Annotated in this window: 19 protein-coding genes and 2 pseudogenes; 12 read left to right on the top strand and 9 right to left on the bottom strand. The window is 50.8% G+C overall.

Annotation, left to right across the window (positions count from 1 at the left end; genetic code table 11):
• Positions 1 to 376 precede the first annotated feature (376 nt).
• Both IMQ48_RS17185 and dhaR read left to right on the top strand, forming a co-directional pair.
• A complete protein-coding gene (locus tag IMQ48_RS17185) occupies positions 377 to 1,474 on the top strand; it encodes a glycerol dehydrogenase (RefSeq protein WP_196209971.1) in 1,098 nt (365 codons plus the stop codon).
• A gap of 91 nt (positions 1,475 to 1,565) precedes the next feature.
• The gene (gene dhaR / locus IMQ48_RS17180; protein WP_196209970.1) at positions 1,566 to 3,491 is read left to right on the top strand and encodes a dihydroxyacetone kinase operon transcriptional regulator DhaR; all 1,926 of its coding nucleotides are present in this window, start codon (positions 1,566 to 1,568) and stop codon (positions 3,489 to 3,491) included.
• Here the strand turns inward: dhaR and IMQ48_RS17175 are convergent.
• From IMQ48_RS17175 to IMQ48_RS17160, 4 genes are read right to left on the bottom strand one after another with little or no spacing between them, the layout of a single operon-like run.
• Positions 3,469 to 3,999 carry a cob(I)yrinic acid a,c-diamide adenosyltransferase gene (locus IMQ48_RS17175; protein ID WP_196209969.1) on the bottom strand — a complete coding sequence of 177 codons (531 nt, stop codon included), beginning with the start codon at positions 3,997 to 3,999 and terminating at the stop codon, positions 3,469 to 3,471. The two genes, dhaR and IMQ48_RS17175, sit on opposite strands and share 23 nt — an antisense overlap.
• Positions 4,000 to 4,353 carry a glycerol dehydratase reactivase beta/small subunit family protein gene (locus IMQ48_RS17170; RefSeq protein ID WP_196209968.1) on the bottom strand — a complete coding sequence of 118 codons (354 nt, stop codon included), beginning with the start codon at positions 4,351 to 4,353 and terminating at the stop codon, positions 4,000 to 4,002.
• Between the two features lie 16 nt (positions 4,354 to 4,369).
• Positions 4,370 to 5,533: a 1,3-propanediol dehydrogenase gene (gene dhaT / locus IMQ48_RS17165; protein WP_196209967.1), complete on the bottom strand. Its 1,164-nt coding sequence runs from the start codon at positions 5,531 to 5,533 to the stop codon at positions 4,370 to 4,372.
• Positions 5,534 to 5,555: 22 nt separating this feature from the next.
• Positions 5,556 to 5,984 (bottom strand): heme-binding protein, encoded by a 429-nt coding sequence (locus IMQ48_RS17160; RefSeq protein ID WP_196209966.1) that lies wholly within the window; start codon positions 5,982 to 5,984, stop codon positions 5,556 to 5,558.
• Positions 5,985 to 6,377: 393 nt separating this feature from the next.
• Between IMQ48_RS17160 and IMQ48_RS17155 the strand changes: the two genes are divergently transcribed.
• The 6 genes from IMQ48_RS17155 (at position 6,378) to IMQ48_RS17130 (ending at position 13,174) form a co-directional block, all read left to right on the top strand.
• Positions 6,378 to 8,045, top strand: coding sequence for a propanediol/glycerol family dehydratase large subunit (locus IMQ48_RS17155; RefSeq protein ID WP_196209965.1), 1,668 nt, complete (start codon positions 6,378 to 6,380; stop codon positions 8,043 to 8,045).
• An 11-nt stretch (positions 8,046 to 8,056) separates the two neighbouring features.
• A complete protein-coding gene (locus IMQ48_RS17150) occupies positions 8,057 to 8,641 on the top strand; it encodes a propanediol/glycerol family dehydratase medium subunit (RefSeq protein ID WP_196209964.1) in 585 nt (194 codons plus the stop codon).
• Positions 8,642 to 8,643: 2 nt separating this feature from the next.
• Positions 8,644 to 9,072 carry a glycerol dehydratase small subunit DhaB3 gene (locus IMQ48_RS17145; protein ID WP_196209963.1) on the top strand — a complete coding sequence of 143 codons (429 nt, stop codon included), beginning with the start codon at positions 8,644 to 8,646 and terminating at the stop codon, positions 9,070 to 9,072.
• A gap of 10 nt (positions 9,073 to 9,082) precedes the next feature.
• Positions 9,083 to 10,897: a diol dehydratase reactivase subunit alpha gene (locus IMQ48_RS17140; protein WP_196209962.1), complete on the top strand. Its 1,815-nt coding sequence runs from the start codon at positions 9,083 to 9,085 to the stop codon at positions 10,895 to 10,897.
• Between the two features lie 134 nt (positions 10,898 to 11,031).
• Positions 11,032 to 11,331 (top strand): DUF1889 family protein, encoded by a 300-nt coding sequence (locus tag IMQ48_RS17135; protein ID WP_196209961.1) that lies wholly within the window; start codon positions 11,032 to 11,034, stop codon positions 11,329 to 11,331.
• Between the two features lie 526 nt (positions 11,332 to 11,857).
• Positions 11,858 to 13,174, top strand: coding sequence for a site-specific integrase (locus tag IMQ48_RS17130; RefSeq protein ID WP_153752184.1), 1,317 nt, complete (start codon positions 11,858 to 11,860; stop codon positions 13,172 to 13,174).
• 230 nt (positions 13,175 to 13,404) lie between these two features.
• Here the strand turns inward: IMQ48_RS17130 and IMQ48_RS17125 are convergent, their stop codons facing one another.
• The 4 genes from IMQ48_RS17125 to IMQ48_RS17110 are packed head-to-tail and all read right to left on the bottom strand — an operon-like array spanning position 13,405 to position 18,328.
• Positions 13,405 to 14,046, bottom strand: coding sequence for an OmpA family protein (locus IMQ48_RS17125; RefSeq protein ID WP_049121188.1), 642 nt, complete (start codon positions 14,044 to 14,046; stop codon positions 13,405 to 13,407).
• Positions 14,047 to 14,057: 11 nt separating this feature from the next.
• Positions 14,058 to 16,010 carry a hypothetical protein gene (locus tag IMQ48_RS17120; RefSeq protein ID WP_063923221.1) on the bottom strand — a complete coding sequence of 651 codons (1,953 nt, stop codon included), beginning with the start codon at positions 16,008 to 16,010 and terminating at the stop codon, positions 14,058 to 14,060.
• Positions 16,007 to 17,278 (bottom strand): hypothetical protein, encoded by a 1,272-nt coding sequence (locus IMQ48_RS17115; protein ID WP_049121186.1) that lies wholly within the window; start codon positions 17,276 to 17,278, stop codon positions 16,007 to 16,009. The genes IMQ48_RS17120 and IMQ48_RS17115 overlap by 4 nt, the downstream gene beginning before the upstream one ends.
• Before the next feature lie 18 nt (positions 17,279 to 17,296).
• Positions 17,297 to 18,328 (bottom strand): ATP-binding protein, encoded by a 1,032-nt coding sequence (locus IMQ48_RS17110; RefSeq protein ID WP_227675402.1) that lies wholly within the window; start codon positions 18,326 to 18,328, stop codon positions 17,297 to 17,299.
• Positions 18,329 to 18,584: 256 nt separating this feature from the next.
• Here IMQ48_RS17110 and IMQ48_RS17105 point away from each other — a divergent pair.
• From IMQ48_RS17105 to IMQ48_RS17095, 3 genes and pseudogenes are all read left to right on the top strand, one after another.
• Positions 18,585 to 19,729 (top strand): annotated as a pseudogene (locus IMQ48_RS17105) (IS3 family transposase).
• Between the two features lie 15 nt (positions 19,730 to 19,744).
• Positions 19,745 to 19,897 (top strand): annotated as a pseudogene (locus IMQ48_RS17100) (integrase); the annotation flags it as partial.
• Positions 19,898 to 19,901: 4 nt separating this feature from the next.
• Positions 19,902 to 20,516 (top strand): Fic family protein, encoded by a 615-nt coding sequence (locus IMQ48_RS17095; RefSeq protein ID WP_182945211.1) that lies wholly within the window; start codon positions 19,902 to 19,904, stop codon positions 20,514 to 20,516.
• Here the strand turns inward: IMQ48_RS17095 and IMQ48_RS17090 are convergent.
• Positions 20,513 to 20,671 (bottom strand): hypothetical protein, encoded by a 159-nt coding sequence (locus tag IMQ48_RS17090; RefSeq protein WP_088903042.1) that lies wholly within the window; start codon positions 20,669 to 20,671, stop codon positions 20,513 to 20,515. The genes IMQ48_RS17095 and IMQ48_RS17090 overlap by 4 nt on opposite strands.
• A gap of 236 nt (positions 20,672 to 20,907) precedes the next feature.
• Here IMQ48_RS17090 and IMQ48_RS17085 point away from each other — a divergent pair, with 236 nt between their 5' ends.
• On the top strand, positions 20,908 to 21,921 hold the full coding sequence (locus IMQ48_RS17085) for a hypothetical protein (RefSeq protein ID WP_025798968.1): 1,014 nt from the start codon (positions 20,908 to 20,910) through the stop codon (positions 21,919 to 21,921).
• Positions 21,922 to 21,995: the final 74 nt, after the last annotated feature.

Here is a 21,995-nt window from a genome sequence, read left to right as displayed (position 1 = left end):
AGCCCGCGCGGCTTTTTTTTCCGGCCGTCAAGGCGGTTAACACGCGGCAGAGCGCTTTTTTTTGCCAGTTATTCCGGCGTTAGATAACGAAAAGGCGAAACCGAAACTCTTTGCGTGACAGAAATATGGGCTAAAGGAACGGATCGGGATCGCAAACCTTATCTTCTCTGGGGTTAATTGTTCCAATATGGAACGTGTGTCGTTTTTATCTGTTTCATATCAGAACAAAAAGACGAATGATTTTTTTGTGCTCGCCTCGCCATACAGTGATTGCATCGCTCCGGTAGCGCTTTGTTTTCGCCATTAGCATCAGGCTAAACAGGTTAACGCCAGGGCTCATCATGTAAAAACATGTACTTATTTGAGGATGAAAGGAATGCTAAACGTTATTCAATCTCCAGCCAAATATCTCCAGGGTCCTGATGCTTCTACCTTATTTGGTCAATATGCTAAAAATCTGGCGGACAGCTTTTTTGTGATTGCGGATGATTTCGTGATGAAGCTGGCGGGAGATAAAGTGCTCAATGGCCTGCATAAGCACGACATTAGCTGCCATGCGGAGCGTTTTAACGGCGAATGCAGCCATGTGGAAATTAATCGTTTGATTGCCATTCTGAAGCAACACGGTTGCCGTGGCGTGGTCGGGATCGGCGGCGGCAAAACGCTGGATACCGCCAAAGCGATTGGCTATTACCAGAAGCTGCCGGTGGTGGTGATCCCGACCATCGCCTCGACCGATGCGCCAACCAGCGCGCTGTCGGTCATTTATACCGAAGCCGGTGAGTTTGAAGAGTATCTTATCTACCCGAAAAACCCGGATATGGTGGTGATGGATACCGCGATTATCGCCAAAGCGCCGGTGCGGTTGTTGGTTGCCGGGATGGGCGATGCGCTCTCTACCTGGTTTGAAGCGAAGGCCTGTTATGACGCCCGCGCGACCAGCATGGCGGGTGGACAGTCCACGGCGGCGGCATTGAGCCTGGCGCGCCTGTGCTATGATACGCTGCTGGCAGAAGGCGAAAAGGCCCGCTGTGCAGCGCAAGCAGGCGTCGTGACCGATGCGCTGGAGCGCATTGTGGAAGCGAACACCTATCTTAGCGGCATTGGCTTTGAAAGCAGCGGCCTCGCAGGGGCGCATGCGATTCATAACGGCTTCACGATTCTGGAAGAGTGCCACCATTTGTACCATGGCGAAAAAGTCGCGTTTGGTACGCTGGCGCAACTGGTGTTGCAGAACAGCCCGATGGAAGAGATCGAAACTGTGCTGGCGTTCTGTCAGAAAGTCGGCCTGCCGGTCACCCTGGCGCAAATGGGCGTGAAAGAAGGCATCGACGACAAGATTCATGCCGTTGCCAAAGCCACCTGCGCAGAAGGTGAAACCATTCACAATATGCCGTTCCCGGTGACGCCAGAGAGTGTACATGCCGCTATTCTGACGGCAGACCTGTTGGGGCTGCAGTGGCTGGCGCGTTAATCAGACGTCGGTAACGCTCTGTTCCGGCATGTTCTCCCCTCTGACCGTCTCTGTCGGAGGGGTTGTCCAGGGTAAAACAGCGGAAAGGGATATGACGGCACACACTCAGGTCAGCGGAAAAGAAGTCTCTTCGGTTATCGCTCAGTCATGGCATCGTTGCAGTAAGTTTATGCAGCGGGAGACCTGGCAGGCGCCGCATCAAGCGCAGGGACTGACGTTTGCCTCGATTTGTCGCCGCAAGACTGCGCTGCTGACGATTGCTCAGGCCGCGCTGGAAGATGCCTGGGAGTTTATGGACGGACGTCCCTGCGCGCTGCTTATCCTCGATGAGTCCGCTTGTATTCTCAGTCGCTGTGGCGATCCGCAAACGGTGGAACAGCTGGCGGAGCTGGGGTTTCTTGACGGCAGCTACTGTGCGGAAAGCATTATTGGCAGCTGCGCACTGTCGCTGGCGACCATGCCGGGGCAGCCGACCAAAACGTCTGGCGATCAGCACTTTAAACAGGCGTTGCATCCGTGGTCGTTCTGTTCAACGCCGGTGTTTGATAATCACGGGCGGCTGTTTGGCTCCATTTCGCTGTGCTGTCTGGTGGAACAGGAGTCCATTTCCGATTTATCCCTGACGCTGGCGATCGCCAGAGAAGTGGGCAATTCGTTGCTGACCGATAGCCTGCTGGCCGAATCTAACCGTCATCTGAATCAGATGTATGGGCTGCTGGAGAGCATGGATGATGGGGTGATGGCATGGAATGAACAGGGCGTGCTGCAGTTTCTCAATGCGCGTGCCGCCATGCTACTGCATCTGGACGCGCAGGCCAGCCAGGGGAAAAATATCCATGACCTGGTGAATCTGCCGATGCTGTTGCGCCGGGCGATCAAACATGCGCGCGGACTCAATCACGTTGAAGTGACCTTTGAGAGTCAGCACCAGTTTGTAGACGCAGTGATCACCTTAAAGCCGATTGTGGAAGAGCAGGGCAACAGCTTTATTCTGCTGCTGCATCCGGTTGAGCAGATGCGCCAATTGATGACCAGCCAATTGGGCAAGGTGAGCCATACCTTTGAGCAGATGTCGGCGGAAGATCCGGAAACCCGGCGGCTGATCCATTTTGGCCGCCAGGCGGCGAGGGGAAGTTTCCCGATCCTGCTGTGCGGCGAAGAGGGCGTCGGTAAAGAGCTGCTCAGCCAGGCGATCCACAATGAAAGTGAACGGGCCAGTGGGCCTTATATCGCTGTTAACTGTCAGCTGTATGCCAATAGCGTGCTGGGGCAGGATTTTATGGGCAGCGCGCCAACCGATGATGAAAATGGCCGACTGAGTCGTCTTGAACTGGCGAACGGTGGTACGTTGTTTCTGGAAAAAATCGAATATCTGGCACCGGAGCTACAGTCTGCATTGTTGCAGGTGATTAAGCAGGGGGTGCTGACCCGTCTCGATGCACGACGCCTGATCCCGGTGGATGTGAAAGTGATCGCCACCACTACGGTCGATCTTGCCAATCTGGTGGAACAAAACCGCTTTAGCCGTCAGCTGTATTACGCGCTGCACTCGTTTGAAATCGTTATTCCACCGCTGCGCGCGCGACGCAATAGCATTCCTGCTCTGATTTATACCCGCCTGAACAGCCTGAAAAAACGCTTTTCATCCAGCCTGAAGGTGGATGATGATGCGCTGGCGCAGCTGGTGGCCTATTCGTGGCCAGGCAATGATTTTGAGCTGAACAGCATTATCGAGAATATCGCCATCAGCAGCGATAACGGCCATATTCGCCTGAGCAACCTGCCGGATTATCTGTTTGCCGAACGACCGGGTATGGATACGACATCTTCGCTGCTTCCCGCCAGCCTGACCTTTACTGCCATCGAAAAAGAGGCGATTATCCACGCCGCCCGTGTCACCAGCGGGCGCGTGCAGGAGATGTCGCAGCTGCTGAACATTGGGCGCACCACACTGTGGCGCAAGATGAAGCAGTACGACATCGACGCCAGCCAGTTTAAGCGCAAGCATCTGGAGTAGTTTCTTCGATTCTGGCCATCGAAAAGAGCGCGTCGGACAAGCGATTGATATACCGCTTAAGCTCGTCGCGCACGGCGAGCGTTCTGTCCATTGCCGTAAGAATACGCTCCAGCCGACGTGCCAGCGTGCGCGCAACGTGTAGCTGTGCAGACGCGAGGTTTTTCCCCGGAATGACAAATTCTTTCAGCGGGCCGCTGTGCGCCATATTGCGGTCGATCAGCCGCTCCAGCCTCTGAATATCGTCATCGCTAATCGTCTGCTTCAGGCGAGTGATCCCTTTATCGTCGCTGGCGAGTTCCGCACCCAGCACAAACAGCATCTTCTGGACGGTATGCAGATCCTCGCGTAGCTCGGCCTGGTGGGTCGTGGCATAGCAGACGCCCAACTGGGAAATCAGTTCATCTACCGTGCCATAAGCGTCGACGCGGATGTCGTCTTTGTTGATGCGGCTACCGCCAAACAGCGCGGTGGTGCCTTTATCGCCGGTTCGGGTATAGATGCGATACATTTATGTTATCTCACTGAAAGGAAGCACTTTGACCAGTTGACCTGCGTTGGCGCCGAGCGTGCGGATCTGCACGATCCCGGCGGCGATATGCCCGCAGATCAGCGCCCGATCCTCGGGCAACTGGGCATGCGTTAAGGCAATCTCGCCGGTCACGCTGAGGCCGAGGCCTACGCGCAGCGCCGAGCTTTTGGCTGCCCGCCTGCTGAGCGTCAGCGCGCTGGCGCTGTCGTCGCAGCTGATGGCCCGGCACGGGACGCCTTGCTCTTCCAGCCCCCAGCATAGTTCATCAAGCACGCGGGAATCCTGCCAGCGTGGGTGATAAAACAGGTTTACGCTCGGTGATGAAAGTGGCATCGCGTCCCCTTTGTTGTCAGAAAGCCTGATGGAAGATCGCGGCAATTTCTTTCTCGTTACCTTTACGCGGGTTCGAGAACGCGTTGCCGTCCTTCAGCGCCATCTCTGCCATATACGGGAAATCGGCCTCTTTTACGCCCAGCTCGCGCAGATGCTGCGGAATGCCGATATCAGCAGACAGGCGGGCAATGGCGTGAATCGCCAACTCGGCGGCGTCCATGGTGGACAGGCCGTGGGTGTTCTCGCCCATAAACTCGGCAATGTCGGCAAATTTTTCCGGATTAGCGATCAGGTTATAACGCGCCACATGCGGTAGCAGTACGGCATTCGCTACGCCGTGCGGCATGTCATACAGGCCGCCAAGCTGGTGCGCCATGGCGTGTACGTAGCCGAGGTTGGCGTTGTTAAAGGCCATACCTGCCAGCAGTGAAGCGTAGGCCATGTTCTCGCGAGCTTTCAGGTTACTGCCCAGCGCCACGGCCTGGCGTAAGTTACGGGCGATCAGGCGGATTGCCTGAATAGCAGCGGCATCGGTGACCGGATTCGCATCTTTGGAAATGTAGGCTTCCACGGCGTGGGTCAGCGCATCCATCCCGGTGGCTGCGGTCAGAGGCGCAGGTTTGCCAAGCATCAGCAGCGGATCGTTAATCGACACTGACGGCAGGTTGCGCCAGCTGACAATGACAAATTTCACCTTTGTTTTGGTGTTGGTCAGCACGCAGTGACGGGTCACTTCGCTGGCGGTACCGGCGGTGGTGTTGACCGCAACGATAGGCGGCAGCGGATGGGTCAGGGTTTCAATTCCGGCATAGCTGTAGAGATCGCCTTCGTGAGTGGCCGCGATACCAATACCTTTACCGCAGTCATGTGGGCTACCGCCGCCGACGGTGACAATAATATCGCATTGCTCTTTACGAAACACCGCCAGACCGTCGCGTACGTTCGTGTCTTTAGGGTTCGGCTCGACGCCGTCAAATATTGCTACTTCAATACCGGCTTCACGCAGATGTGCGAGGGTTTTATCTACCGCACCGTCTTTAATTGCCCGCAGGCCTTTATCGGTCACCAGCAGGGCTTTTTTCCCGCCCAGCAGTTTGCAACGCTCACCCACCACGGAAACAGCATTGGGGCCAAAAAAGTTCACATTTGGCACCAGATAATCAAACATACGATAGCTCATAATATACCTTCTTACGTTTATTTTATAATTCAGAGAAGCAATGTAGTGCGGTTTCAGCTAATAACTGGTCCTGTTCGACGGTGCCACCACTCACGCCGACGGCGCCAATTACTTTTCCATTTAATATAACTGGCAGACCACCGCCGAAAATAATAATGCGCTGTTGGTTGGTGAGCTGCAGGCCATAAAGAGATGCTCCGGGTTGCACTGCATCGGTAATTTCGTGAGTACCTTGTCGCAGGCAGCAGGCGGTCCAGGCCTTATTGAGTGAAATATCGCAGCTGGAAACAAACGCCTCATCCATGCGCTGCATCAGCAGCGTGTTTCCGCCGTGATCAACCACGGAAAAGACGACCGGGACGTTGATTTCAAGTGCTTTAACCTCAACAGCGGTCGCCATTTGCTGTGCAGCCGCCAGCGTGATGGTGGCGATAGGGTGGCTCTTATTCACGGTATCTCCTGTTAATTGTGTAGGGCTGAGGTCACGAAAAATATCGCGCGGCAGCTATTTTAATCATTGGCTTTTCTTTATTTTCGCGCAGCGCGTTATTAAGTCAATACAGTAAAAAAATCTAAAATAGCAAGTGAGTGTTCTTCCTTTGGCGTTTATTGATAATGATCATTTAACCTCATCACAATTCTCTATGGATATTCCAAATACGCGTTTCAATATGAAACGATGTGTTTTAATTACGTGCCAAATTGGAACGTAATTAATTTTATTTTTTTATCAGCCTGCTCATTTAGAGTTCGACTATTGCTGATGAAAGGCGATGGCTGAGGAGTTATCTCCCCGGCGATACGGCCCGGCGTCCTTATTATTTACTTTTTGAGTCAACACGCGATGAGAAGATCAAAACGATTCGAAGTTCTTGCCCAGCGGCCTGTAAATCAGGATGGGCTGATTGGCGAATGGCCGGAAGAGGGGCTGATCGCCATGGAAAGTCCCTACGACCCGGCGTCGTCAGTGAAGGTGGAAAATGGCCGTATTGTCGAACTGGACGGTAAAGATCGTGCACATTTCGACATGATTGACCGTTTTATTGCTGACTACGCGATTAACGTTGTGGAAACCGAACGGGCAATGCAACTCGACGCGCTGGAGATCGCCAGAATGCTGGTGGATATCCACGTCAGTCGGGAAGAGATTATTGCCATTACCACCGCCATCACCCCGGCGAAAGCGGTGGAAGTGATGGCAAAAATGAACGTGGTGGAAATGATGATGGCGCTGCAAAAAATGCGCGCCAGACGTACACCTTCTAACCAATGTCACGTCACCAACCTGAAAGATAACCCGGTGCAGATTGCTGCTGACGCCGCCGAGGCGGGGATCCGTGGTTTTTCCGAGCAAGAAACGACCGTAGGTATCGCCCGCTATGCGCCGTTTAATGCGCTGGCGCTGCTGGTTGGTTCGCAGTGCGGCCGTCCTGGCGTGCTTACCCAATGTTCCGTTGAAGAAGCCACCGAACTGGAACTGGGTATGCGCGGCTTAACCAGCTACGCCGAAACGGTGTCGGTATACGGTACGGAGTCAGTGTTTACCGACGGCGATGACACGCCGTGGTCAAAATCCTTTCTCGCCTCGGCCTACGCTTCCCGCGGGCTGAAGATGCGCTACACCTCCGGCACTGGCTCAGAGGCGCTGATGGGGTACTCAGAAAGCAAATCAATGCTGTATCTGGAGTCACGCTGCATTTTTATCACTAAGGGTGCGGGTGTTCAGGGGCTGCAAAACGGCGCGGTCAGCTGTATTGGTATGACCGGGGCTGTACCGTCGGGGATCCGCGCGGTGCTGGCGGAAAACCTGATTGCCTCGATGCTCGACCTCGAAGTGGCGTCAGCGAATGACCAGACCTTCTCGCACTCTGATATTCGCCGCACCGCCCGCACATTGATGCAGATGCTGCCCGGTACCGACTTTATCTTCTCCGGCTACAGTGCGGTACCTAACTACGACAACATGTTTGCCGGGTCGAACTTCGACGCCGAGGACTTCGATGATTACAACATTCTGCAACGTGACCTGATGGTTGACGGCGGTCTGCGTCCGGTAACGGAAGAGGAAACTATCGCTATTCGCAATCAGGCGGCTCGCGCTATTCAGGCGGTGTTCCGCGAGCTGGGCTTGCCGCTGATTAGTGATGAAGAAGTCGACGCCGCCACCTATGCCCACGGCAGCAAAGATATGCCCGCGCGCAATGTAGTAGAGGATTTGGCCGCGGTGGAAGAGATGATGAAGCGCAATATCACCGGGCTGGATGTTGTTGGCGCGCTGAGCGCCAGCGGTTTTGACGATATCGCCAGCAACATTCTCAACATGTTGAGGCAGCGTGTGACCGGCGATTATCTGCAAACATCCGCCATTCTGGATCGCCAGTTTGAGGTGGTTAGCGCCGTTAACGACATCAATGATTATCAGGGTCCCGGCACCGGCTATCGCATCTCTGCCGAACGCTGGGCGGAAATTAAAAATATTGCGGGTGTGGTTCAGCCTGGCAGCATTGAATAAGGCGGTATGCGGTGGAGTGTACAACTGAACGTAAGCCGGTTTTCACCTTGCAGGTTAGCGAAGGCGAAGCGGCAAAAGCGGACGATCGCGCGGATGAAGTGGTGATTGGCGTCGGGCCGGCCTTTGATAAATACCAGCATAAGACCCTGATTGATATGCCGCACAAGGCGATCCTGAAAGAGCTGGTGGCCGGAGTTGAAGAAGAGGGATTACATGCGCGGGTGGTCAGAATTCTGCGCACTTCGGATGTCTCCTTTATGGCCTGGGATGCAGCAAATCTGAGCGGTTCCGGCATCGGCATTGGTATTCAGTCGAAAGGGACCACGGTTATCCATCAGCGTGATTTGTTGCCGCTGAGCAACCTGGAGCTTTTTTCTCAGGCGCCGCTGCTGACGCTGGAAACCTATCGCCAGATTGGTAAGAACGCCGCGCGTTACGCGCGCAAGGAGTCGCCTTCGCCGGTACCGGTTGTCAATGACCAGATGGTGCGACCGAAATTTATGGCCAAGGCTGCGCTGTTTCACATTAAAGAAACCAAACATGTGGTGCAGGATGCCGCGCCTGTCACGCTGCATATTGCATTAGTAAGGGAATGACAATGAACGAAAACATCATGACCGCGCAGGATTATCCGTTAGCGACCCGCTGCCCGGAGAAAATCCTCACGCCCACCGGAAAGCCGTTAACTGACATTACTCTTGAGAATGTGCTGGCAGGGCGCGTGGGGCCACAGGATGTGCGTATTTCTCAGCAGACGCTGGAGTATCAGGCGCAGATCGCCGAGCAGATGCAGCGTCACGCGGTGGCGCGCAATTTCCGTCGTGCGGCGGAACTGATTGCCATCCCGGATGCTCGCATTCTGGAAATCTACAACGCGCTGCGCCCATTTCGTTCTTCATTCGCCGAACTACTGGCCATTGCCGATGAACTGGAGCACACCTGGCATGCCACGGTGAACGCCGGGTTTGTCCGCGAGTCTGCGGACGTGTACCAGCAGAGAAACAAGCTGCGTAAAGGCAGTCAGTGACGGAGGCGGTATGCCGTTAATTGCAGGGATTGATATCGGTAACGCCACCACGGAGGTGGCGCTGGCGCAGGATGGCCGGTTTGTCGCCAGCGGGATCGTCGCGACTACGGGCATGAAAGGCACGCGGGATAACATTGCCGGGGTAGTGGCCTCCCTGCAGCAGGCGCTGGAAAAAACGTCGTTATCGCTACAGGACGTGACGAAAATCTGCATCAACGAGGCCGCGCCGGTCATTGGTGATGTGGCGATGGAGACGATCACCGAAACCATTATCACTGAATCGACAATGATTGGTCATAACCCGCAAACGCCAGGCGGTGTTGGTGTGGGGATGGGTACTACGATCGCCGTGGAGAAACTGGCATCGTTGAGCCACGATCGGTTTGCGCAGGGCTGGATCCCGCTGGTGGGCGCAGAGATGGATTTTCTCGAGGCGGTGTGGCTTATCAATGCGGCGCTGGATCGCGGCGTTAACGTGGTGGCGGCGATCCTGAAAAAGGACGATGGCGTACTGGTCAATAATCGTCTGCGACGAACGCTGCCGGTGATTGATGAGGTTACGCTGCTGGAGAAGGTCCCGGAAGGTGTGCAGGCGGCGGTAGAAGTGGCGGCAGCAGGGCAGGTGGTTCGGGTGCTGTCGAATCCCTATGGTATCGCCACCTTCTTTGCTTTGACGCCGGAGGAGACGCAAATGATCGTCCCGATCGCCAGGGCGCTGATCGGCAACCGATCCGCTGTGGTGCTGAAAACCCCGCAGGGCGATGTGCAATCACGGGTGATCCCGGCGGGCAAGATCTTTATCAGCGGTGAAAAGCGCGGCGGAGAAGCCGATGTGGCCCAAGGCGCTCAGGCAATTATGCAGGCGATGAACGCCTGCGCTCCTGTTTGCGACATTCGCGGTGAGGGCGGTACTCATGCGGGCGGCATGCTGGAGCGCGTGCGTAAGGTGATGGCCTCGCTGAGCGGGCACGATATGAATTCAGTGCACATTCAGGATCTACTGGCGGTTGATACGTTTATTCCCCGTAAAGTCCAGGGCGGTATCGCCGGGGAATATTCGATGGAAAATGCGGTTGGCATTGCGGCGATGGTGAAATCCGATCGGCTACAGATGCAGACGATCGCCAGTGAGCTGAGTGTGCGACTGAATACGCTGGTTGAAGTGGGCGGCGTGGAGGCCAATATGGCTGTGACTGGGGCATTGACGACGCCGGGATGCGCCGCGCCGCTCGCGATCCTCGACTTAGGTGCCGGATCCACCGATGCCGCGATTATTCATAACGATGGCACCGTTAAGGCGGTACACCTGGCCGGAGCGGGGAACATGGTCAGCTTGCTTATCAAAACGGAGCTCGGCTTGAGCGATCCTTTTCTGGCTGAGGAGATAAAAAAATACCCACTGGCGAAAGTGGAGAGTCTGTTCAGTATTCGCCACGAGAACGGCGCGGTGGAGTTCTTTCGTGAACCGCTCAGCCCGTCGGTGTTCGCCAAAGTGGTGTATCTGAAAGCGGGTAAACCCATCCCTATAGATAATCAGACGTCGCTGGAGAAAATTCGGCTGGTACGTCGTCAGGCCAAGGAGAAGGTCTTTGTGACGAACTGCCTGCGCGCATTGCGGCAGGTCTCACCCGGCGGCTCAATTCGCAACATCTCTTTTGTGGTGCTGGTGGGTGGCTCGTCGCTGGATTTTGAAATCCCGCAGATGATCACCGACGCACTGGCGCATTACGGCGTTGTTGCCGGTCAGGGCAATATTCGCGGAACAGAAGGGCCGCGAAATGCGGTGGCAACCGGGCTGGTTTTAGCCGCAGTGGCAGAAAAATAGTGCAGAAAACAACCACCGCAAGCGTTTGGCTGCGGCATAAATCAAATAAAGGCAACGTTCTCTTTGATATCCCGGCTGACTTGGGTACATAGTGTAAAGGTGTTTATTACGCGGTTAATTTTAAGGATAAGAGCATGCCAACAGCAATTGAGAAAGCATTGGATTTTATTGGTGGTATGAACACATCGGCGCCAGTACCCCATTCCATGGATGAAAGTACGGCCAAGGGAATTTTAAAATATTTGCATGACTTAGGTGCGCCAGTGAGCGCAGCAGATGTGATGGCACGAGGTGAGCAGGAGGGATGGAATCCCGAGTTCACGAAAAAAGTCGCTGGATGGGCTGAAAAAGTCGCCTCCGGTAACCGTATCCTTATCAAGAACCCTGAGTACTTTTCGACCTATATGCAGGAGCAGCTCAAAGAACTCGTGTGAGCTGACTATCGAATAAAACTCTAACGGACGTTTCCACTTTCAGGGTGGCGGCGTCCAACGAGCTTCTATCAGTACGGATTGATGTCGCGCTGACATATCGCGTATTTTCATCCTTATTCTTTTCCAAACTCCCACCTGACTGACTTCTTGCAGAAGTCATCGCGCGTATAAGCCTACGATATGTTGATTCGTACCAGAGTCGATCCCGTTGAGGTCCAGGCTAAATTATGGGTAACCAACAAAGCAAAAAGGACCTGTGATTTCTCACAAGTCCTTGATATTTGGTGGCCCCTGCTGGACTTGAACCAGCGACCAAGCGATTATGAGTCATAAAATTGGCACGTTTTTAATTGTTCGTTATTGTCTCTGCTTGTGTTTTTAATTGCCTATAATCAATAAGTTCTGAAGTTGTTTTTGTTTCTGATTGGTTCTCTCATTTCCCCATTGTACTATCCTTACCTGACCCATTACCTGACCCAGAATGGGCATTGGGTCAGGTAACGCTTATTCTCATAAAGGTATCCTCATGGCCGCTAATCTTACCGAGACTGCTATACGTGGATTGAAGACAAAAAGTACGTCGTACTACGTGTGGAGCAACAGTGCTCAGCGTGGTACTGGCAGGCTTGGCGTTAAGGTTCAGCCTTCAGGTAGCAAAGTTTTTTATTTCCGTTACTACGTTGAGAAAGGGAAGAAAGAGAAGTTCATCCAGTTGGGCATCTGGCCTGAGATGAAACTGGTGACGGCCAATGAGCTGGCGAAAAAGTATGGTGCCTGGCTTGTTGAAGGAAAAGAGCCCCAGCAAGAGCTTGAGCAACAGCGCCTGGCCGAACAGCACATCATGCAGATCCATCGTTCTCAAGGATCGTTTGAAGAACTGGTGCATGGCTACGTTAACAAGATGAAGCTCGACAACAAGCGGACCTGGGCCGATGTTCTGAAACGTCTTGAAAAAGAGTGCTACACGGTTATCCCTCGAGAAACCAAAGCCAAGGATGTCACGCCCTTACAGATCAAAACGATCTTGTCTGGCATTATCCAGCGTGATGCGGTGGTCCATGCGAACCGGATTCGTTCCTACCTGATGGCGGCTTTTAACTACGGTCTTAAAGCCGATAACGATCCGATGAATACCAGCGTGGGCATTACTTTCGGGCTTGAAGTTAACCCGGTATCGGCCATACCGAAGCAGTCCTCGGCGGAGAAAGTGGGTGATACATGGTTAACGCTGGCGGAGCTACGTTTTGTCATGGAACAGTTTGCCGAGGCCACCAACGTTGGGCCGTTGATGCAGCATCTTATTCGCTTCTGTGTTTATGCTGGCGGGCAGCGTCCGTTTGAAATGATTGCCAGCCAGTGGAGCGCGATTGACTGGCAGCAAAAGACGTTGCTGGTCATTGCCGATGTATCGAAAAACAAGCGTGAGCACCTGATCCCGCTGACTGAATCGGCACAACAGGAATTAGCCTCAGTGAAAGAACTGACTAAGGAAAGTAACAGTCCCTATATATTCCCGCTATCAACCAACGGTGAGCGCCCGGTGCGTACTGATAGCCTGGCGCGTTCGATCATGTATTTTCGGGCTTTTAATCCTGAGTTTAAAGTTTTCACAGCGCGAGATTTACGTCGCACTTGTAAAACGCTGATGGGGGAGGCGGGGATCAGCAAAGAGATCCGCGACCGTATCCAGAATCACGCTTTGAATGACGTCAGCTCTAAACACTATGATCGTTATGACTACCTGACTGAAAAGCGTAGGGCGCTTGAGATCTGGGAAGACAGGGTCAACAACTATCAGCGGCAGCAGGAAAATAACGTTGTGAACCTGTTTGGGCGGAAGTAGCATTTATCTGGACAAGGCTACCAGGTAAGAACGTTGTGTGGCTGGTGTTCTCTGCGGCATCAAAAAATTGCGATGCCGCCGAGATACTGGCGGAGGGCTATACGAGACTTTCTTTTTTATTTCGGTGACCGCCTGAGCGGTCACGTCTAATAAATGGCAGTATATTGAAGGCGGCACAGGCTCTCGCCTTTAGCACGTAGACACTCCGATTAATATCACGCTAGGTAATACTACTTTTCTGGCAACACGAACCGAACTTCAATGCGACGCTGACGAGCATCTTCCGGTGCAACACCGGGAATAGGCTGCGAGTCACCATATCCGGCAACAATCACTCGGCGTGCAAAAGCCTGAGCAAGATCGCCAACTATAAATTTACGCGCCTCTCTTGCACGCGCTGCCGATAAGGTAAAATTATCGTCATAGACAGTGCAGAAACTTTCAAAGTTAGTCACCGGACGGGTAACTGGAAGATTATCCGTATACCCTTCAATATAAACTTGTCCGCTTCTAAATTCGGTAAGAAATCTGACGACCTGCGTTTCAATCGTCGCCAATGCCTGGCTTGCCTGAGATGCAATGCAGGCGCTGCCGCGATTGAAAACTCCATCACGCAACGTAATTTTTTGCGAGTTGACATCCAGCGCAACTAAGCCTTCATTTGCCGTTCCATCAAGTGTGGTTTTAATACTTCCCAACATTTCCCCTACCCGGGCTCGCTGGGCATTGACTCCCTGTTCCATTTCCTGCTTATGCTTAATATCTGACCATGTTTTCTGTAGTACAGACATCACCAGCAGTAACATAACTACAGCCATTACTCCCGACATCAGGTCGGAGATCGAGACCCACTCATTAGGTTTATCTTTCATGAGTGAGCACCTCAGACTGCATCATTAACGATGTTCATGGTCGATAACGTTTGGTCGATATGTTGTAATGTATTGGCAAGTGGCGTCAGGCTTTTTTCAATTTGCTGAACCAGGTGGTTCCGTTCTGGCGGTGACAGCATTTTACGAATCCCTCCCAGCTCTTCCAGAGAACGGATCAATCTGTCATCGAGCGAAGAAAGTGCAGCAGAGGCATCAGTATTACTCAGCATTTCATCACGTAATGATTCAATGCTGTGCACCAGTTTACCGACACCTGCAGTGACCCTGTCCATTCCCGGCTGAAGAGGGCTCTCTTTCTGCATGAGCTGGAGTTGATTCACCAGCGTTTCAATCGCATCTGCATTTCTTTCACCTGATGTCGTCATCTCCGCATAACGGTTGTTCAGGCTGGCTACTTGCCGATTGCTGCTGGATACCGCTGTTAGTCCGTTAACTATTTGCTCACGCAAATCATCAACCAGTTTTGTCATAGCGATCACTTTTTCATTTAAAGTTTCACTGGTGATCATAAATTCACGCTGCGCATCACGCTGAGTTTTCATCGATTGATCGATGGAAATTCGAACTTCACTCATTGTGGTGCCAACGTTTTGAGAAAGGTCGGTAACTGCACTGGAAATGCCATCTGTTGCATTTGCCATACTGGTGGATATCGATTCCATATTCTGGCTAAAACTTTCGCCCATTTGGGAGATGGTGGAACCAAGATCGGTTTTAACCGTACCTAACATATCGGTAATGCCTGTACGGAAATCACCGATAACCTGTTGCAAATCACCGGCGGAATCCCCCATTTCTTGTGCTGCCGATGACATTTTTTCGGCTGAATGTTGAATGGCAGACAGGTTACTACTGTTGGTATTAATGAAGTGCTGTAACGATTCTCGGGTCGTCGTTAACTCTGTTATCTGTTGTTGCCCTTGCACAGACTGATCTTTGGTACCCTTAACGATATTGTTTTGAATTTCATGCAAGAGGTCTTGCAGTTTTACCAATTGCTCATTTTGGTTAATACGCTGTTGTTCAGCGTTATCACCCTGACCGGCGATCCTCATATATATCGCGGCTACCTCGGCATGGTGTGAATGGTTAACTTGCCGGGAATTTTCGCTTTCCTCGTGAATACTGTTGCATACGTGCTGCAATCCATCGATATGTTGCTGCTGAGTACTACGGGATATATCTGTCAATTGTTCCAGATATGTTTCCTGTATTTTGCGTTGTTGTGCGGCAGCATGGCCCTGCTCAATCAGGGGCTGTAAAAACGACTCCATACCTGAAGAGAACTTGCTCAGCAACTGCCGTGTGGCTTCGCTTTCCACCTGCATTCTGTCGTTCAAACCCTGTAATGCTGCCAGATACTGTAACTGGGTCTCTTTATGTTCAGCGCGCTTTTGCTCTCGTGACTGGTCGAACACTTGCTTCATCTGCTGTGCGCACCAGCGTAAACGCTTCTCGTCATATCCTAACCCAGCAGCACAGGCTTTAAGGATCAGATACGCCATGATCCCCCATGTCGACGTTTTAAATTTCGTCCCCAGCCCTTCCATCATCCCCATCAGATTCGACATGGCGTTATCCATGCCTGCGGAGTTAGCATCAATCAAAATATCCGATGCTTTATTAAGGGCAATTCCCAGACCGAGGAAAGTGCCTAGCAACCCTAAAATTAACAAAATGCCCGGCATGATATCGGCCATTTTTTCTGCTGGACTGGCAACTGCTGCGCTGATTTCGTTGACTGAACCATGATCAACATCGAGATGGTCTGCCCCATTATTCAGTGCATCACCTTGCCATTTTCTGTCCCAAAAGCGCTGATTTGCCTGCCAGAGCAATAAACCAATCGTCAGTAAAACCAAAAAAAGCATTGTGCCGCCAAACAGCATCTGAATGACGTCGAATTCCGGCAATATAAAGGCAAAAAATTCATGAAACGTCATGCTGCCACCTCGACAAGCTTGCTTGCACGTGCGCGGCTGGCTTTTTCAAAGATATTGGCAAAATCGATAATTAAGCTTTGTTGCTCGGTATTAAGTTCTTCCCAACGCTTACCAAACTGAGCACACTCAATAATAATCATCCCAACCGTGCTGCTGTCTTCCATCAAATATTCTTGGTCAGCAAATTCTTCAGGCTCTTTTTCTAGCATTTGCAGAAATCCTTCTGCTGCAAAAACATAATTACGCATTTCATTGGTTCGTTTGCGTTTTGTTTCCATCTCAGCCTGTTGCACTGGTAAACGAGCTTCCAGGTCGTTGAGCATTGGTACTTCATCTTCCTGAAGATCACCAAGGCGCTGGCCAATCTGTAGACGTCGCAGAAGTACTTGTTCTTTCGACAGACCGTCATTCAGCGATTTCCATTCATTTTCCATATCCTGCAGGTTATACCCCCAGGCCATTATCATTTCTTCGAACACGAAGGGGATAAGTTTCTTGCCAAAACGCGCCATCACAACACGATCCAGGCGTTGCGTTGCCTCATCGCTCAACTGAGGGTTAGGTTTTAGCAATTCGTTGCCAGTTTCAATAAGAAACAGGTCGTCATCGGTTATCGTATCAATGTCCTGCGCACGCGTAAGATGCTGCTCAGTATCTTTCAGTAACTTCTGCGAAGCGCGTAACCGCAGATAATGTTCGAAATCGTTGATCTGAATGTTATCCAGGACGTCCTTAATACGCGTTGAGAGTTGGGCATATAAGGTAATCAGGCTCGCCAGATCAACAGCACTCGCTGCTTCCCCGCGCATCTGGTTACGCGCTTCGCGTAAAGCTTGCTCATGCTCACTGGCCTCATCCATTTCTTCAGGTGTAAGAAACAAATCTTTAAGTTGTTTGGCTTTATTAATTGCCCACTCAATGGCCTTGCCAATACGTTTCGCCAGATCACTCTTATCCCATTCGACCAACAGCCCCAACGCTTTATCCAGCGCTTTCAAAGCGCCACCCACCCACGGGAATTGTGGCAACATCTTTTCAGCTAATTTTGCTGCGTTTTGCACGATAGGGCGAATCACATTACTGATAAATGGCTTCACCTTTTCCCAGATGCTCTTTACACTTCCCACAAAGGTCTCAGCTTTCTCTGCCATCCAGGAAACGGTTTTAGCTGCGGTTTCTTTAATACCATTCCATACCCGGCTGGCAGTGCTTGCCAATCCACTTGCTACGCTGCTGCAAAAACTGCCGACACTTGACCAGAAACCCATAATCTTCTCCTGTTGTTTTTATTGGATACCTAATAATTTTTTTGCTGTGTTGACTTCACTGGCTGTACGTCCCGAATGATTGGCTATCGCTTGGTGGGAGGCCAAAACTTGTTCTATCGCACTCCGTAAATGAGCTATGTTAAGTTGTGCAGTCTCTCCGGTGCGTTCTGCTTCCAGCAGCACTTTAGGCAGTGCCAGACGCATACAGGTACGGATCTCTCGTCCTGCCAGTCCTTCGGATAGTTCGCTTGCGGCGGTGAGAAGAGTTTCTCTTTCTTCTGCGAGTGGAATTTCAGCAACCACGAATTTGTTCCAGAGATGGTAACGGGCTGTAAGATCAGGAAGCGTAAATTCAACGTGATAGCCAATACGGCTGCGGAACGCCTCATCATAGTTACGTGCGAAATTAGTCGCGAAAACTACAATGCCGTCAAAACGCTCCAGCTCGATCAGTAACGTAGAGCGCATCGCATTAACTTCATTATCAACGCCTTGTGTGACAGAGGAGAGTCGTTTCCCCAGTAACGTGTCGGCTTCATCGAAAAAGAGCAGCGCTCCGGTTTCCTTAGCCTGCGCAAAAGCAGCCTGGATATTTTTAGCCGTTTCTCCCATAAACTTGCTTTCCAGTTCTGCAATACCAAGAGCAATAAAGGGCATTCGTAACTGTCCAGCCAGTGCCTCGGCGCAAAGCGTTTTCCCGGTGCCGGGAGGGCCATAAAAATTTAGTATCGCCGTCGACCCCATAGGATCAACGACTGAAAAATTCCATTCCTGGTAGATCGTTGTATGAAAACGCAGACGAGCCATGCATTCATCAAGAGAGGAGCGGGTGGTCTGGGATAAGATGACATCTTTATCGAGAGTAAATCTCGGGTCTGTCGGTATATTTTTTTTTCCATTTTCGTCGTCATCTTGTGGAGATAACGGCTGTCTAAACGGTGCTGAATTGTTACTGTGCGCTGACATAAGATCTTCATTCATAGAGAGATGTTTAAGTTCCGTTAAACCAGGGCTGTCTTGTCCCTGAAAAATTATCATATTGATAATCATGTGAAATATAACTTTAGGTGTTATCGGCCTGTGGCTTGGTCACTTGAGTAAAAAAATTTCGGAAAGTGTACTACCGCAGTCAGTGCACAGTCAGCGCTGCTTGTTGCGTTCTGCTGCTAACGAGTAGTTGGCTGTGAAAGTCATCCTTCAGTGGCGTTATTTTTTGAACATATGAGTGCATGAAATCGTCAACTGAATCGCCACAGGTTTAACAGACACCTCAGAGTCATTTAAGATGACTTAAAGAGAGGTGCCCATGAGCGGTAAGCGTTATCCCGAAGAGTTTAAAATTGAAGCGGTAAAACAGGTTGTTGATCGCGGCCATTCTGTTTCCAGCGTGGCAACACGTCTCGGTATCACCACCCATAGTCTTTATGCCTGGATAAAGGCATATGGCCCGGATTCCTCAACCAATAGAGTCCAGTCAGACGCTCAGGCCGAGATCCGACGCCTCCAGAAAGAGCTGAAGCGGGTTACCGACGAACGGGACATATTAAAAAAAGCCGTTGTACTTCGCAAAGCTGTCCGACTGAGGTACGCCTTTATCCGTGACAACACCCATTGCTGGCCTGTCCGACTGCTTTGTCGGGTGCTGGATGTGCATCCGAGTGGTTTTTACGCCTGGCTTCAGCAGCCGGATTCACGGCGGCATCATGCTGACCTGAGGCTGACGGGGCTGATAAAGCAGTTCTGGCTGGAGTCGGGTTGCGTTTATGGTTATCGCAAGATCCACCTCGACCTGCGGGATACCGGACAACAGTGCGGAGTTAACCGTGTCTGGCGACTGATGAAGCGTGCCGGGATAAGGGCTCAGGTCGGGTACCGTAGCCCACGGGCACGTAAGGGTGAAACCAGCATCGTACGCCCAACAGGCTCCAGCGGCAGTTCAACCCGGAAGCACCGGATGAGCGTTGGGTAACGGACATCACCTACATCCGGACTCACGAAGGCTGGCTGTATCTGGCTGTGGTTGTTGACCTGTTCTCGCGCAAAGTTATTGGCTGGTCAATGCAGCCCCGGATGACAAAGGATATTGTCCTGAATGCACTTCTGATGGCCGTGTGGCGACGTAATCCTCAAAAGCAGATGCTGGTTCATTCTGATCAAGGCAGTCAGTACACAAGCTATGAGTAGCAGTCGTTCCTGAAATCACACGGGCTGGAGGGCAGTATGAGCCGTCGCGGTAACTGTCATGACAACGCAGTCGCAGAAAGTTTTTTCCAGCTACTGAAACGTGAACGGATAAAGAAAAAGATCTACGGAACGCGAGAAGAAGCTCGCGGTGATATTTTTGATTACATCGAAATGTTTTATAACAGTAAGCGTCGGCATGGTTCGAGTGATCATATGCCACCAACTGAATACGAAAACCAATATTATCAGCGGCTCGGAAGTGTCTAGATTATCTGTGGCGATTCACACGCTTTAAATGACGTCAGCTCGAAACACTATGACCGCTATGATTATCTGACTGAAAAGCGCAGGGCGCTTGAGATCTGGGAAGATCGGGTTAATAACTATCAACGGCAGCAGGAAAACAACGTTGTTAACTTGTTTGGGCGGAGGTAAAAGCTTGTCAAAATATGAGCTTAATTCAGCGGAAGAACGGTATCAGCCGGGCTCTGGGGACTTGGTGCTGGCTAATAAGCTGGGAATCATTGATGAACAGGAAATGGATACGCTGGAGTCTGGCTTGCTGCTGATGCTGTATGAGCATCTATTTATTGAGAGCCAGCCGCCTGAGGCGCTGGTTTTTGAGCACATCAGCAGGTGGCATCGCCAATGGCTGGGGAATGTGTACGACTGGGCGGGGAGGCTGCGTAATGCCAACCTAACTAAGGATGGCTTTCAGTTTGCGGCTGCCGACAGGATTCCGCTGCTGCTTGATGGCTTCGAGAAGCAGTTTCTTTCTCGGTCTGGTGAACTCAAATCCCTGGCTCGTCTGGAGCTGGTAAGTTATCTGGCTGAATGCCATGTGGAGTTTATTTTGATCCACCCCTTCAGAGAAGGTAACGGGCGTCTGTCGCGGCTACTTTGCGATGTGCTGTCGGTTCTGGCAGGGAAGGGCTTACTTGATTACAGCCTGTGGGATGAGCACAAGGCGTTTTACTTCAAGGCAATACAGGCGGGTGTCTCAGGGAACTACAGCCCTATGATGCAACTGGTGAGCGACATCTTGCCAGATTAACGGGCGAGGCCAACGGCTTTTGCCTGTGCCTGATTTTGTTTGAGTTGCTGCTCAATTTTGTGCACAGAAACACCGGTTTCAATTGCGGTTGAGCTGGCAACAGAACGATAGATTTGAGTTTTAGTGATCTGACTATGTACTGTTTTTTTTGTCATCGTGAAAGCCTCGCTGTCTCAGTCCTGATTCTAGTGCGGATTGGGGGGGCTAGCAAGACTGTTATCAGCTCACCAAATGCATAATTCAGCCGCTGGTTATCTTAGGCGGTCGGAGAGGTGAATTCGGAACTGTACTCATTTTTGACCAAGATCACATAATCTGTATTATCATAAGTGATGTTTAATATTATTTGGTTTATAACTCAACGAGTTAATTGATTTTAATGGTGGGTTTGATGAACTCTAATTTTGTTTCTTTATCAAAAGTTTCAGATGATACGGTTGTCGAGAAAATTCTTGATGAGTGGTTTGTAAAGAAAATCAATCTTTTTTTGTATTTTGGAGGAAGCGGTAAAAAGTGCAGGCTATCAAGATGCATTTCTCCCTCTCTACATATAGGCGGAGAGCAGGTAATAACTAATGGGGATGAGTTTTATCTGTCAGAAGAAAGTGACGCACATTCAATTTTAAAATTTATCCCTGACCTACCATTAACTTCTCATTTGACGATCACTAAAGGTTTTAAAATATCAAGATCTATTCGCGGGGAGTATTTCAATTATGAATATTCCGGCAGTGCGTTAGGATACTGGGTAGTTGTCCCTACCCAAATATCAGCTTTTAATAATGGTAATTATCTTCTAACTGATAAGAAGTCATTCAGTTTGAAGGCTGGTTTGTCAGGGGCAGTATATATTTATAGTGTTTACGATGAGGACTATTTGATTTTTGAAGATGACTCTTTTGTTAGCAATAATGACCTGTATATTGATATAAAGGTACTTGATTCTTTTCTTCCTCTTTTTGACTCCAAACAGAGTAAACACGTTGATTTTATACTTGAAAAGTCTCTCTCGAGTAAATTTTTAACATCAAAATACAACATCGCACTTTATTTGATGATGAACAAACTTGTTGTAAGGAGCGGTGATACTCCTGTTGTAAGTAAATTTAAACTCGACTACGACGAAATGTGGAAAGGAAATGTTTCTGAAAGCACACTCTGCGAGTGGTTTGAAAAGCCTGAGTTGTATATAGAAAAAAGGCAGCGATTGACGCCTGAGAAGAAGAAAGGGTTGTATTTATTCCTCACCCTCTTTATTAAGAAGGAAGGGATAAAAAATACCAAGGAGAAAGCGTCTGTAATCGCGGAAAAATTAAACGAACTGGCGCTTCAGGAGTATCAACTGGACGAAGTGATTTTCACTGCTAATCATGTTAAACCTTGGCTAGAAAAGCCCCTTAGCTAATGTCTTACTAAGCGCTTATCCAAAATTGCATTCCTTCCCAAATCTTCTGTTCTGAAACATGATTGTCTCCACCG

Origin of the sequence: Citrobacter sp. Res13-Sevr-PEB04-36 (genome assembly GCF_015672735.1) — a bacterium.
Taxonomy (GTDB): Bacteria; Pseudomonadota; Gammaproteobacteria; order Enterobacterales; family Enterobacteriaceae; genus Citrobacter.
The sequence above is the reverse complement of the archived record's forward strand: the minus strand, read 5'-3'. Positions and strand labels throughout refer to the sequence as shown.